A 12,796-nucleotide genomic window follows, 5' to 3' on the forward strand; every position below is an offset into this window, starting at 1 on the left:
TCGGGTGCGCGCTCCTGGCTGCGAGGGGTGCGAGCCGCCGATCCGCCCCTGCCACCTGTCGCCCGGCTCTCCCACCTAGAAGTCATGACGGTCATCTGCGCGTGGTGCCAGCGGCAGATCTCGCGGCTTTCCCCGCAGGCGGCGGACCGGGCGCGTCCCCACGCGCCGGCGAGCCACGGGATGTGTCCGAGCTGCCTCCAGAAGCAGATCGCGCAGGTGGCCGCCATCCGCACGCGCGCGGCGTAGGCTCCGCGCCGCCCGCCCTTCCCGCCGGACACCGAGGTCCGGCGCGGCGCCGGGCTCGCCGCGCCTTCAGCGCAGATCGGGCGGCGTCTGGCGCTCCATCACGTGGCCGGCGCCGAGCACGAGCAGCGAGCGCGGCAGCAGGCGCATGCCGGCGTTGCCGCGCAGCCAGTGCGACCAGCGGGTCGACACCGAAGGCTGGCGGCCGAGGCGCTCGAGCGCGATCGCGGCCACCTCCTCGGGCGCCTGGCCCCGGTGCGGGAGCTCGCCCGCCACCTGCTGGAACTCGGTGTCGGTGCTGCCGGGCTCGACGACCAGCACGTCGACGCCGGTCCCGCGCAGCTCCGCCCACAGCGCCTCGCCGACGAAGCCGCCGAAGGCCTTGGTGGCGGCGTAGACCGCGTGCAGCGGGAGCGGCTGGCGGGCCGCCTGCGAGCCGGTGAAGACGACCGCGCCGCGCCCGCGCGCGAGCAGCCGCGGGAGCAGCGCGCGCGTGAGCAGCACCGGGGCCGTGCAGTTGAGCTCGACCATCTCGCGCAGGCGCGCGCCGTCGAGCTTGTCGAAGCGCCCCGCGGCGCCGGCGCCCGCGTTGTTGACGAGGATCGCGAGCTCGAGGTCGGCGACCGCGTCGGCGAGGCGGCTGGCGCCGTCGAGCGCGGCGAGGTCGAGCGCGACCACGCGGGTCGCGACACCCTCTGCCTCGAGCTCCTTCGCGAGCGCGTGCAGCCGGTCCGCGCGGCGGGCGGTCAGGACCACCGACATCCCCTCGCGCGCCAGGGCGCGCGCGAAGGCGGTCCCGATGCCGGCCGAGGCGCCGGTCACGAGCGCCCACTCGCCGTAGCGCGCGCGCAGCGAGGGCCGCGGCCCGCGGAAGCGCTCGCGCGCGCGCCAGAGGGCGATCGTGAGGGCGGCGAAGACCGTGAAGGAGATCGCCCCGAAGAGCGCGGCCCGCGCCAGGCCGCCGCCGAGCTCGTCGCGGTAGAGCAGCGGCCAGACGAGCATCGCGACGGCCACCTGGGCGGCGTAGACCGCCGCCCACGGCCACATCCAGGGCCGCATGTGCCAGAAGCCGTAGGCTCCCGCCGCGTAGATCGCGAGGTGGAGCGGCTCGGTCGCCTTCGCCCAGCCCCCGTGCAGGCGGACGCCGAACCAGACCTCCTCGTCGAGGGCGAGCGGCTTGGCGAGGAAGTCCCAGGGCACGTACACGAACGCCATGTACGCGCAGAAGAGCAGGAGCGCGTTCATCCACACCGGGCGGCGGCCGAAGGCTTCGCGGAGCCAGTCCGACATCGGAGGGAGGCTACCTCCGGGAGGGACGCTACGCTGCGCCGCCATGCCGGGGCGGGTGGACGTCGTCGTCGAGGGCGCGATCGGGTGGCTCGTCTTCGACCATCCCGAGCGGCGCAACGCGGTCTCGGCCGCGATGTGGCGCGCGATCCCGGCGCTGGCCGCGCGCCTCGACGCGGAGCCCGCCGTCCGCGTGGTCGTGCTGCGCGGCGCCGGCGAGGAGGCCTTCGTCTCGGGCGCCGACATCTCCGAGTTCGAGCGCACCCGCACGGGCGCGCGCGCCGCGCAGGCCTACGAGGACGTCGGCATCGCCGCCTTCGCGGCGATCGCGGGGATGGCGAAGCCGGTGCTCGCGATGATCCACGGCTGGTGCATCGGCGGCGGCATGGCGCTCGCGCTGTCGGCGGACCTCCGCTACGCGGCCGACGACGCGATCCTCGCGATCCCCGCCGCGCGGCTCGGGCTCGGCTACCACGTGAGCGGCCTCGAGGCCCTGGTGCGGCTCGTGGGCCCCTCGACCGCGAAGGAGGTGCTGTTCACTGCGCAGCGCTTCCCGGCACCCGAGGCGCTCGCGCGCGGGCTCGTGAACGAGGTGCTGCCCAAGGCGGCGCTCGAAGCGCGCGTGCGGGCTGTCGCCGCGGCGATCGCCGACAACGCGCCGCTCACGCTGCGCAGCGCCAAGCGCGTGATCGGCGAGCTCGGCCGCGACCCCGCCGCGCGCGACAGCGACGCGATGCGCCGCTCGATCCTCGCCTGCTTCGAGAGCGAGGACTACCGCGAAGGGGTGCGCGCCTTCCTCGCGAAGCGCAAGCCGGCCTTCACGGGCCGCTGAGTGGCGCCGGCCGCCGGCGCCGCCCTGCCCTCGCTGCGGCGCCGCGGCCTCGCGCACGGCGCCTACTGGTTCCTGGCGATGACGACGGCCGGGGTCATGCTGCCCTACTTCGCGCTCTACCTGCGCGAGGACGCGGGCCTCTCGGGCACCCAGGTCGGCGCCGTCTTCGCGACGATGCCGCTGGTCGGGATGGCGACCCAGCCGCTCTGGGGCACCGTCGCCGACCGCACGGGCCTGCGCGCGCGCGTGCTCGTGGTGCTGTGCCTCGGCTCCGCCGCCGGCTTCCTCGCGATCGGCGCGGCCCGGGCCTTCCCGGCCCTGCTCGCCGCCACGGCCGCCTGCGCGCTCTTCGCGCGCGCGCTGATCCCGATGTCGCTCTCGGTCAGCATCCCGGCCTTCGCGGACCACGCGCACGCCTTCGGCTTCGTGCGCGCGCTCGGGACCATCGGCTTCGGCGCAGCGATGTTCGGGCTGCCCGCGCTGCTCAGCCGCGGCGCGGCGCCGCCCGATCTCGCGCGGCTCTTCCCGGCAGCGGCCGCGCTGGCCGTCGCGACCGGGCTCGCCGCCCTCGCGCTCCCGGGCGGGGGCGTGCTCGCGCTGCGCTCGCAGCCCGGCGAGTGGCGCGGCCTCGCGCGCAACCGCCCGTTCCGGCGCCTGCTCGTGCTCTGCGCGGGCGCCTTCCTGTTCCAGAACGGGCCGATCGAGCTCTTCCCGGTGCTGGTGCGCGCCCGCGGCGGGGACCTCGAGTCGATCCGCACCTTCTGGCTGTGGATGCTCGTGCCGGAGGTCGTGCTGGTGGCGCTGCTCGGGACGGCCCTCGCGCGCTTCTCGCCGCGCTCGCTGCTCGCCCTCGGGCTCGCCGCCGGCGGCCTGCGCTGGCTCGGCACCGCCGCCCTGGGATCGCTCGCCTGGCTCGGCCCGCTCCAGGCGCTCCACGCGGTGGTCGTGCTCGGCCTGATGATCGGCGCCCCGCTCTACCTCGACGCCGCGGTGCCCCCGCAGCTGCGCTCCACGGCGCAGGCCGGCTTCGCGGTGGTGTCGGTCGGGATCGGCGGCACCGCCTCGAGCCTGCTCTCGGGCTGGCTCCTCGACGCCGGGGGGCCGGCGGCGCCGTGCTGGGTGGGGGGCGCGGGCTCGCTGCTCCTCGCGCTCGCCGCGCCGCGCTGGCTGCCCCGCGCCGCCCGGTGCTAAGCCCAGGGGCATGGCGACCCTCGAGTTCTTCTTCGACTGCTCGAGCCCGTGGACCTACCTGGCCTTCGACCGGATCGAGGCGCTGGCGCAGGAGACCGGCGCCACCCTGGTCTGGAAGCCGATCCTCGTCGGAGGCGTCTTCAACGCGGTGAACCCGAGCGTCTACGAGACGCGCGCGAAGCCGGTGCCGGCCAAGGCGCGCTACTACGGGAAGGACCTGGGCGACTGGGTGCGCCGCTCGGGCCTGCGCATCGGGACGCCGAAGCCCTTCCCGGTGAACAGCGTGAAGGCGATGCGCGGCGCCTTCTTCGCGCTCGACGCCGGGTGCATCGCGCCCTACGCCCGCGCCGTCTTCGAGGCCTACTGGGGCGAGCTGCGCGACATCTCGCAGGACGAGGTGCTGGCCGACGTGGTGGCGCGCGTCGGCCTCGACCGCGACGCCTACTTCGCGGCGATCGCCGCACCGGCGCTGAAGGAGCGCCTGCGCGCCACGACCGACGAGCTGGTCGCGCGCGGGGGCTTCGGCTCGCCCACCCTGTTCGTGGACGGCGACGACATGTACTTCGGCAACGACCGGCTCGTGCTGGTGCGCGAGGCGCTGCTCGCGAAAGGGGGCGCCCCCGCAGGATCTCGCTAGCCTCGGCGCCATGGAGGCCAGGCGCGCGCGACTGCGCCGGGGTCGTCGCGACGACGCCGGGAGCGACGGCGCCGGGAGTGACGGCGCCGCGAGCGACGAGCGGGGCGCCGGCGCCGCGCCGCTGCGCAAGCCCGAGTGGCTGCGCGTGCGCCTGGTCGACTCGCCGGGCCTGCGCGAGACACGCGAGCTGGTACGCGCGCAGCGGCTGCACACGGTCTGCGAGGAGGCCGCCTGCCCGAACCTCGGCGAGTGCTGGTCGCAGCGCCACGCGACGGTGATGATCCTGGGCAGCACCTGCACGCGCGCCTGCACCTTCTGCAACGTGCGGAGCGGACGCCCCGACCCCGTCGATCCCGGCGAGCCCGCGCGCGTCGCCGCCGCGGTCGCGAAGCTCGCCTTCCGACACGTCGTCGTGACGTCCGTCGACCGCGACGACCTTCCCGACGGCGGCGCCGCCCACTTCGTGGCCGTGCTCGAGGCGATCCGCGCCGCGGCGCCCGGCGTGACGGTGGAGCTCCTGACCCCCGACTTCCGGCACAAGCCCGGCGCGATCGAGACGGTGGCGGCGGCCCGCCCCGACGTCCTCAACCACAACCTCGAGACGGTCCCGCGCCGGTACCGGGCCGTGCGGCCCGGCGCGAGCTACGCGCACTCGCTCGGGCTCCTGCGCCGCGTGAAGGAGGTGGCGCCCGGCGTCTTCACCAAGTCCGGGCTCATGGTCGGGCTCGGTGAGGAGCCCGCGGAGGTGGACGCGGTGCTCGACGACCTGCGCGCCCACGACGTCGACTTCGTGACCATCGGGCAGTACCTGCGTCCGACCCTCGCCCACATCCCGGTGGCCCGCTGGGTCGAGCCGGGCGAGTTCGAGGCCCTCGCCGCGCGCGCCCGGGCACGGGGCTTCCTGATGGTCTCGGCCTCCCCGCTCACGCGATCGTCGTATCACGCCGATGCGGACTTCGCGCAGCTCCGACTCGCCAGGGAGGCCCGGCTCGCGAGCGCCTGAGTCGAAACGCCCCCAGATCCAAGACCCGAGGTTCGCCATGACCGACCAGACCCCCGATCCGGATCCCCAGGAGACCCGGGAGTGGCTCGAGTCCCTGGACGGCGTGCTGCGCAACGCGGGGCCCGAGCGCGCCCACTACCTGATCGAGCGCCTGGTCGACCAGGCCCGCCGCTCGGGCATCCACCTCCCCTACCGCGCCACGACGGCCTACCTGAACACGATCGGGCCGAACGACGAGCCGGCCATGCCCGGCGAGCCCGGGCTCGAGCACCGGATCCGGGCGCTGGTGCGCTGGAACGCGCTCGCGATGGTGGTGCAGGCCAACCAGGAGTCGTCCGGGATCGGCGGGCACATCGCGAGCTTCGCGTCCGCGGCCACGCTCTACGACGTCGGCTTCAACCACTTCTTCCGCGCGCCGGGCGAGGGCGCCGGCGGCGACCTGCTCTACATCCAGGGCCACTCCGCACCCGGCATCTACGCGCGCGCCTTCCTCGAGGGCCGGCTCGGCGAGGAGCAGCTCGACCACTTCCGGCGCGAGGTCGGCGGCAAGGGCCTCTCCTCGTACCCGCACCCCTGGCTGATGCCGGACTTCTGGCAGTTCCCGACCGTGTCGATGGGCATCGGGCCGATCCTCGGCATCTACCAGGCGCGCTTCATGAAGTACCTGCACGCCCGCGGCATCGCCGACACCAGCGGCCGCAAGGTCTGGGTGTTCTGCGGCGACGGCGAGATGGACGAGCCCGAGTCGCTGGGCGCGATCGGCCTCGCCGCGCGCGAGAAGCTCGACAACCTGATCTTCGTCGTGAACTGCAACCTGCAGCGCCTCGACGGGCCGGTGCGCGGCAACGGCAAGATCATCCAGGAGCTCGAGGGCAGCTTCCGCGGCGCCGGCTGGAACGTGATCAAGGTGATCTGGGGCGGGCGCTGGGACCCGCTGCTCGCGAAGGACCGCAAGGGGCTCCTCCTCCAGCGCATGGAGGAGACCGTCGACGGCGACTACCAGAACTACAAAGTGCGCGGTGGAGCCTACACGCGCGAGCACTTCTTCGGGAAGAGCCCGGAGCTCCTCGCGATGGTCGCGCACATGACCGACGACGAGGTCTGGCAGCTCGACCGCGGCGGCCACGACCCGGTGAAGGTCCACGCCGCCTACGCGCGTGCCGTCGCGCACGTGGGCCAGCCCACCGTGATCCTCGCCAAGACCGTGAAGGGCTACGGGATGGGCGAGTCCGGCGAAGGCATGAACATCAGCCACCAGCAGAAGAAGATGGGCGAGACGAGCCTGCGCGCCTTCCGGGACCGCTACCGGATCCCGATCCCGGACGACAAGCTCTCCGCAGCGCCCTTCTACAAGCCCCCCGCCGACGCACCCGAGCTTCGCTACATGCACGAGCGCCGCCAGGCGCTCGGCGGCTATCTCCCGGCGCGCAGCGCCGCTGCGCCTCCCCTCGAGATCCCGCCGCTCGCGATCTTCGACAAGCTCCTCGAGGGCTCGGGCGAGCGGGAGTACTCGACCACGATGGCCTTCGTGCGGGTGCTCGCCGCGCTGCTGCGCGACAAGAAGCTGGCCCGCTACGTGGTCCCGATCGTACCCGACGAGGCGCGCACCTTCGGCATGGAGGGCCTCTTCCGCCAGCTCGGTATCTACGCCGCCGAGGGCCAGAAGTACGAGCCGGTCGACTCCGACCAGGTGATGTACTACCGGGAGGACGAGAGGGGCCAGATCCTCCAGGAGGGCATCACCGAGGCCGGCTCGATCTCGTCGTGGATCGCGGCGGCCACGAGCTACGCCACCCACGGCGTGCCGATGATCCCCTTCTTCGCCTTCTACTCGATGTTCGGCATCCAGCGCGTCGGGGACCTGTTCTGGGCCGCCGGCGACTCGCGCGCGCGCGGCTTCCTGGTCGCCGGCACGGCGGGGCGCACGACCCTCAACGGCGAGGGTCTCCAGCACCAGGACGGGCACAGCCAGCTCTGGGTCTCCTCGATCCCGAACTGCGTCGCCTGGGATCCGGCCTTCGCCTACGAGCTGGCGGTGATCGTGCACCACGGCCTCGAGCGGATGCTGAAGCGCCAGGACGACGTGTTCTTCTACCTGACGGTGATGAACGAGAACTACGCGCACCCCGCGATGCCCGAGGGCTCGCGGGAGGGGATCCTGCGCGGGATGTACCGGGTGCGCGAGGGCGCGGGAACCCCGGCGCGCGCGCAGCTCCTCGGCAGCGGCTCGATCCTGCGCGAGGTGCTGGCCGCCGCCGACCTGCTGCGCGACGAGTGGGGGGTCGGGGCGGACGTGTGGAGCGTCACGAGCTTCAACGAGCTGCGCCGCGACGGGCTCGCGGCGGAGCGCTGGAACCTGCTCCATCCCGACGAGCCGCCGCGCCGGCCGTACGTGAGCGAGCAGCTCGAGGGGCGGCCGGGGCCGGTGATCGCGGCCACCGACTGGGTGAAGGCCTACGCCGACCAGATCCGGCCCTTCGTGCGCGCGCCCTACCAGGTGCTCGGCACGGACGGCTTCGGGCGCTCGGACTCGCGCGAGGCGCTGCGCCACCACTTCGAGGTGAGCCGGCACTTCGTGGTGCTCGCCGCCCTGCGCGCGCTGGCCGACGCCGGGGCCGTCGCGCGCGGCACCGTGCGCCAGGCGATCGAGCGCTACAAGATCGATCCCGACAAGCCGCCGCCGGCGACGAGCTAGCGAGGGCCCCGTGGCGAGCGAAACCGAGGTCAAGCTCCCCAACATCGGCGACTTCGAGGAGGTCGAGGTCATCGAGCTGCTCGTGAAGCCGGGCGACCGGATCGAGGTCGAGCAGGCCCTGCTCGTGCTCGAGAGCGACAAGGCCACCATGGAGATCCCCTCGCCCGTGGCCGGCGTCCTCGCAAGGCTCCTGGTCGGGGTCGGCGACAAGATCAGCGAAGGCCGGCCGATCGCGCGGATCGAGGTCGAGGGGGAGGGAGCGACGCCGGGCGAAGCGGGCGCTCGGGCCGCGCAGGCCGCGCCTGCCGGGGCCGCCCAGCCCGCCGGGTCTGCGCGGCCGGACGAGGCCGAGAAGCCGGTGGCCCCGGCGCCCGCCGCGAGGACGGCGACGCCGAGCCTCGAGCCCGAAGCCGACGAAGGGGCGGCGCCCACCCCCGCCGACCTCGCGCCCTACGCGACGGCCGGCGCTGCGATCCGGGCCCACGCGAGCCCCTCCGTGCGCCGCCTCGCCCGCGAGCTCGGCGTCGAGCTCGACCTCGTCCCCGGCAGCGGGCCCAAGGGCCGGATCCGGCCCGAGGACGTGCAGGGCTACGTGAAGGCGCTCGTCTCGCAGCGCGGCGCCGCCGCGGTGCCGATCGCCGGCGTCCACGTGGCGGCGCCCGTCGAGGTGGACTTCGCGAAGTGGGGCCCGGTTGCGAGCGAGCCCCTGAACCGCGTGCGCCGCGTGGCCGCCGCGAACCTGCACCGGAGCTGGGTCACCGTCCCCCACGTCACCCAGCACGACGAGGCCGACGTCACCGAGCTCGAGGCGTTCCGCGAGGAGCACCGCGCCGAGGCCGGAACGCGGGGCGTGAAGCTCACCTTCCTGCCTTTCGTCGTGAAGGCCGCCGTGAAGGCCCTCCAGGAGCTCCCACACTTCAACGCGTCGCTCGACCACACGGGCGAGCACCTGGTGGTGAAGCGCTACTACCACATCGGGGTCGCGGTCGACACCGAGCACGGGCTGGTCGTGCCGGTGGTTCGCGACGCCGACCGCAAGGGGCTCTACGAGCTGGCCGCCGAGCTCCAGGACCTCTCGGCCCGCGCGCGCGAGCGCCGGCTCCGCCCCGAGCACCTCCAGGGCGGCTCGTTCAGCATCTCGAGCCTGGGCGGGATCGGCGGGAGCTTCTTCACGCCGATCGTGAACCACCCGGAGGTGGCGATCCTGGGCGTCTCGCGCACCCAGTGGCGGCCGGTCTGGCAGGGCGGCGCCTTCGTGCCCCGCCGCGTGCTCCCGCTCTCGCTCTCCTACGACCACCGCGTGATCGACGGCGCCGACGCCGCCCGCTTCACCACCCGCCTCGCCGCCCTGCTCGGCGATCTGCGCCGCGTGCTCCTCTAGTGTCCACCGGCGCCGACCTGCGCAGCGACGTCCTGGTCCTGGGCTCCGGCCCCGGAGGCTACACCGCTGCGTTCCGGGCGGCGGACCTCGGGCGATCGGTCGTGCTCGTGGAGCGCCACGCGACGCTCGGCGGGGTCTGCCTGAACGTCGGCTGCATCCCTTCGAAGGCGCTCCTGCACGTGGCCGAGGGGATGGCCGTCGCCGAGGCGCTCGCCGAGGCGGGCGTCGCCTTCGGCGCGCCGAAGCTCGATCTCGCCCGGCTGCGTGCCCACAAGGACGCGGTGGTCGCGAAGCTCACCGGCGGGCTCGCGCAGATGGCGAAGCAGCGCGGCGTCACCGTCGTCACCGGCGTCGGGAGCTTCACGGGCCCGAAGCAGCTCGCCGTGGCGACGGGCGACGGCGCGCTCACGATCGCCTTCGAGCACGCGATCGTCGCGGCCGGCTCGCGCGGGGTCGCGCTGCCCGGGCTGCCCGACGACCCGCGCATCCTCGACTCCACCGCTGCGCTCGCGCTCGCCGACGTGCCGGCGCGGCTGCTCGTGATCGGGGGCGGCATCATCGGGCTCGAGCTCGCGACGGTCTACGCGGCGCTCGGCAGCGCCGTCACCGTGGTCGAGCTGGAGGGGCGCCTCCTGGCCGGCCCCGACCCCGAGCTCGTGCGCCCGCTCGAGCGGCGCATCCGCGGGCGCTGGTCCGCGATCCACCTCGGGACGCGGGTGGCGGCGATCGAGCCGCGCGCCGACGGGCTCGAGGTGCGCTTCGCGGGCGAGCCGGCGCCGGCCCCGGCCTGCTTCGACCGCGTGCTGGTGGCGGTCGGGCGGCGGCCGAACGGCGACCGCATCGGCGCGGAGGCCGCCGGGCTGCGCGTCGACGCGCGCGGCTTCGTGCCGGTCGACGAGCAGCTCCGCACCAACGTCCCCCACATCCGCGCGATCGGCGACGTCGCCCGCGCGCCGTTGCTCGCCCACAAGGCCAGCCACGAGGGAAAGGTGGCGGCCGAGGGGATCGCGGGCCTGCCCTCGGCCTTCGACACGGCGGTGATCCCGTCGGTCGCCTACACCGATCCCGAGGTGGCGTGGGTGGGGCTCGGCGAGGCGGAGGCGAAGGCGCGCGGGGTCGAGGTGGACGTGGCGCGCTTCCCGTGGCAGGCGAGCGGCCGCGCGCTCGGGATCGGCCGCAGCGAGGGGCTCACCAAGCTGGTCTTCGCACGCGACACGAAGCGCCTGGTCGGCGCCGGCATCGTCGGTCCGCACGCGGGCGAGCTGATCTCCGAGTGCGCGCTGGCGATCGAGATGGGCGCCGACGCCGAGGACGTGGCCCTCACCGTGCACCCCCATCCAACGCTCTCGGAGACCGTCGCGTTCGCGGCCGAGGTGGCGGCCGGCACCGTCACCGACCTGTACGTGCCGCGGCGCCGGCGTTGAGACCGGGGCGCGGACTCACTCCGAGTTGAAGCCGCCGTTGTTGCTCGAGAAGCTGCTCGGGCCGAAGGTGCTGTTCGAGCGATTCGTGCCGAGGCTCGAGGCGGTCCCGAGACCGCTCGATCGCGCCGAGGCCGACGAGGACTCCTCGCTCCCCCGGCGGCCCCGGCGGCTGCGGCCCTGATCGCGGGTCGAGCGGCGGTCGGCGAGGCGCTCGCGGGAGCGCGCGGCGAGGCTGCTCCTGGCCCGCGCCCGCGCACCGCCGCGCAGCATCGCCCCCCGGCCCGCCACCGAGCTCCCGCTCGTCGTCGCGACACCCGACTGGAGGCGCCCACTCGCCCAGGCGCGCTGGAGCCAGACACGGGTCGCGGTGCCGAGCGGGATCGTGTCGCCCTCGGCCGGCCGCTGGCGCCAGTTGACGTCCTGGTTGAGCTGGCGCGTGCGATCGGCGACCTCGGCGGGGGGCGGCTCCTTGCCGGGCGTGCAGACGTCGCAGGCGGCGGGGGGCAGCTCCAGGACCGGCCGTTCGCCGCTCCCGGCGCGGGCGGGCTCGACCGGCAGCGCGCTCGCGAGGGCCAGCGCGAGAACGGCCCGGGCGCAGCCGCGCACGCGCGCGGCGCGCCCCACGCGTGCCGGGGTCGTCGCCGACGGGAGCTCGTGGGGCATCGCCATCCCCTCCGCAGCGGGCCACCGTACGCGAGCCGGCCGCCGCGCGCCAACCGGCCCGGCCGGCTGGCCGGCACCGGCGCCGGCAGCTACCTGATCGCCTCCCACCGCCGGACGAGGGCCCATGGACGCGCTCCTGACCACCGAGAACCTGGTTGCGCTGCTCACGCTCACGAGCCTCGAGATCGTGCTCGGGATCGACAACATCGTCTTCATCTCGATCCTGACCGCGAAGCTCCCCGCCCACCAGCAGTCCGGCGCGCGCCGCGTGGGCCTCCTGCTCGCGATGGGCATGCGGATCGGGCTCCTCCTGGCCCTCACCTGGATGATGAAGCTCACCCGGGTCCTGTTCACGGCCTTCGAGCACGAGTTCACGGGCCGCGACCTGATCCTGCTCGTCGGCGGCTTCTTCCTCGTCGCGAAGGCCACCTGGGAGATCCACGACAAGCTCGAGGGCGGCCCCCACGAGGAGAGCGGGGTGCGCCGGCACGCCGCGTACGGGTCGATCCTGCTCCAGATCATGCTGCTCGACGTCGTCTTCTCGCTCGACTCCGTGATCACTGCCGTCGGCATGGCGCGCAGCATCGAGGTGATGATCGCGGCGGTGGTCCTCGCGGTGCTCGCCATGATGGTCTTCGCGAATCCGATCGCCCGCTTCATCGAGGCCCATCCCACCATGAAGATGCTGGCGCTCTCCTTCCTGCTGCTGATCGGGGTGATCCTGATCGCCGACGGCACGGGCCAGCACGTCGGGAAGGGCTACGTCTACTCGGCGATGGCGTTCTCGCTCTTCGTCGAGATCCTGAACCTCCGCGTGCGCCACGTGAGCGGGCCGCCGGTGGAGCTGCACCGGCGCTACGCCGCCGGGGACTAGAACCCCTCGCACGGACCCGCCCCCGACCCGGGCGTCGCCCCGGCGACAGCCGGGCGAAGGGGCGTTGGGTTCGCCGGCGGGCCATGGCAGAATGCGCCGAGGAGGGCTGCCATGCAGGAACGGCTTCGACGACGCGGGATGGCGACGGCTGCAGCGCTGGCTGCGCCGGTCGCGGCGCTCCTGATCGGGATGGGGGACGCGGCAGCAGCCGAGCCCTCGGGCCACGAGCTCTTCCTCGAGTACTGCGCGAGCTGTCACGGGAGCGACGCCAAGGGCGGCGGCCCGATGGCCTCCGAGCTGAAGCAGGCACCTGCCGACCTGACGCGGCTCGGCGAGCGCTTCGGCAGCCCGCTCGCGAAGGCGAAGCTCGTCGCGGTGATCGACGGCCGGGACATGGTGCGATCGCACGGCAGCTCCGCGATGCCGGTGTGGGGCAAGCGCCTGCTCCGGGACGTCCCCCCCGGCGCCGGCACCGAGGTCCACAAGCGCGGCTCGATCCAGGCGATCGTCGACTGGCTCGACACCGTGCAGGGCCGGTAGCGAGGAAGCGGTATCGTCCCGCGCCG

At 74.4% G+C, this 12,796-nt stretch carries 12 protein-coding genes; 10 read left to right on the top strand and 2 right to left on the bottom strand.

What is annotated here, in order from left to right:
* Window positions 1-84 precede the first annotated feature (84 nt).
* A complete protein-coding gene (locus tag OZ948_13240) occupies window positions 85-246 on the top strand; it encodes a hypothetical protein (GenBank protein ID MEB2345692.1) in 162 nt (53 codons plus the stop codon).
* Between the two features lie 66 nt (window positions 247-312).
* Here the strand turns inward: OZ948_13240 and OZ948_13245 are convergent, their stop codons facing one another.
* Window positions 313-1,533 (bottom strand): SDR family NAD(P)-dependent oxidoreductase, encoded by a 1,221-nt coding sequence (locus OZ948_13245; protein MEB2345693.1) that lies wholly within the window; start codon window positions 1,531-1,533, stop codon window positions 313-315.
* Window positions 1,534-1,576: 43 nt separating this feature from the next.
* Between OZ948_13245 and OZ948_13250 the strand changes: the two genes are divergently transcribed.
* From OZ948_13250 to lpdA, 7 genes are read left to right on the top strand one after another with little or no spacing between them, the layout of a single operon-like run.
* Window positions 1,577-2,362 carry an enoyl-CoA hydratase gene (locus OZ948_13250; GenBank protein ID MEB2345694.1) on the top strand — a complete coding sequence of 262 codons (786 nt, stop codon included), beginning with the start codon at window positions 1,577-1,579 and terminating at the stop codon, window positions 2,360-2,362.
* Entirely contained in the window at window positions 2,363-3,553 is a 1,191-nt protein-coding gene (locus OZ948_13255) for an MFS transporter (protein MEB2345695.1), read from the top strand.
* A 10-nt stretch (window positions 3,554-3,563) separates the two neighbouring features.
* Complete coding sequence (locus OZ948_13260) at window positions 3,564-4,190, top strand: 2-hydroxychromene-2-carboxylate isomerase (GenBank protein MEB2345696.1); 627 nt, start codon at window positions 3,564-3,566, stop codon at window positions 4,188-4,190.
* 10 nt (window positions 4,191-4,200) lie between these two features.
* Window positions 4,201-5,193, top strand: a complete 993-nt coding sequence (gene lipA, locus OZ948_13265; protein MEB2345697.1) for a lipoyl synthase — start codon at window positions 4,201-4,203, stop codon at window positions 5,191-5,193.
* A gap of 37 nt (window positions 5,194-5,230) precedes the next feature.
* Entirely contained in the window at window positions 5,231-7,888 is a 2,658-nt protein-coding gene (gene aceE, locus OZ948_13270) for a pyruvate dehydrogenase (acetyl-transferring), homodimeric type (protein ID MEB2345698.1), read from the top strand.
* Window positions 7,889-7,898: 10 nt separating this feature from the next.
* A complete protein-coding gene (locus OZ948_13275) occupies window positions 7,899-9,269 on the top strand; it encodes a dihydrolipoyllysine-residue acetyltransferase (GenBank protein ID MEB2345699.1) in 1,371 nt (456 codons plus the stop codon).
* Window positions 9,269-10,693, top strand: a complete 1,425-nt coding sequence (gene lpdA, locus OZ948_13280) for a dihydrolipoyl dehydrogenase (protein MEB2345700.1) — start codon at window positions 9,269-9,271, stop codon at window positions 10,691-10,693. Before OZ948_13275 ends, lpdA begins: the two co-directional genes overlap by 1 nt.
* A gap of 15 nt (window positions 10,694-10,708) precedes the next feature.
* Here lpdA and OZ948_13285 read toward each other — a convergent pair whose 3' ends face one another.
* On the bottom strand, window positions 10,709-11,356 hold the full coding sequence (locus OZ948_13285) for a hypothetical protein (protein ID MEB2345701.1): 648 nt from the start codon (window positions 11,354-11,356) through the stop codon (window positions 10,709-10,711).
* A gap of 124 nt (window positions 11,357-11,480) precedes the next feature.
* On the opposite strand from OZ948_13285, the gene OZ948_13290 reads away from it, so the two are divergent.
* A complete protein-coding gene (locus OZ948_13290) occupies window positions 11,481-12,230 on the top strand; it encodes a TerC family protein (GenBank protein ID MEB2345702.1) in 750 nt (249 codons plus the stop codon).
* A gap of 138 nt (window positions 12,231-12,368) precedes the next feature.
* Window positions 12,369-12,770, top strand: coding sequence for a cytochrome c (locus OZ948_13295; GenBank protein MEB2345703.1), 402 nt, complete (start codon window positions 12,369-12,371; stop codon window positions 12,768-12,770).
* The last annotated feature ends 26 nt before the right edge of the window (window positions 12,771-12,796 follow it).

The sequence above is a fragment of the Deltaproteobacteria bacterium genome (assembly GCA_035063765.1).
Lineage (GTDB): Bacteria > Myxococcota_A > UBA9160 > UBA9160 > PR03 > CAADGG01.

Coding starts and splice junctions, on each gene's coding strand:
- OZ948_13260 (MEB2345696.1), top strand. CDS start 3,564: ATGGCGACCCTCGAGTTCTTCTTCGACTGCTCGAGCCCGTGGACCTAC.
- OZ948_13250 (MEB2345694.1), top strand. CDS start 1,577: ATGCCGGGGCGGGTGGACGTCGTCGTCGAGGGCGCGATCGGGTGGCTC.
- lipA (MEB2345697.1), top strand. CDS start 4,201: ATGGAGGCCAGGCGCGCGCGACTGCGCCGGGGTCGTCGCGACGACGCC.
- aceE (MEB2345698.1), top strand. CDS start 5,231: ATGACCGACCAGACCCCCGATCCGGATCCCCAGGAGACCCGGGAGTGG.
- OZ948_13245 (MEB2345693.1), bottom strand. CDS start 1,533: ATGTCGGACTGGCTCCGCGAAGCCTTCGGCCGCCGCCCGGTGTGGATG.
- OZ948_13290 (MEB2345702.1), top strand. CDS start 11,481: ATGGACGCGCTCCTGACCACCGAGAACCTGGTTGCGCTGCTCACGCTC.
- OZ948_13285 (MEB2345701.1), bottom strand. CDS start 11,356: ATGCCCCACGAGCTCCCGTCGGCGACGACCCCGGCACGCGTGGGGCGC.
- OZ948_13295 (MEB2345703.1), top strand. CDS start 12,369: ATGGCGACGGCTGCAGCGCTGGCTGCGCCGGTCGCGGCGCTCCTGATC.
- OZ948_13240 (MEB2345692.1), top strand. CDS start 85: ATGACGGTCATCTGCGCGTGGTGCCAGCGGCAGATCTCGCGGCTTTCC.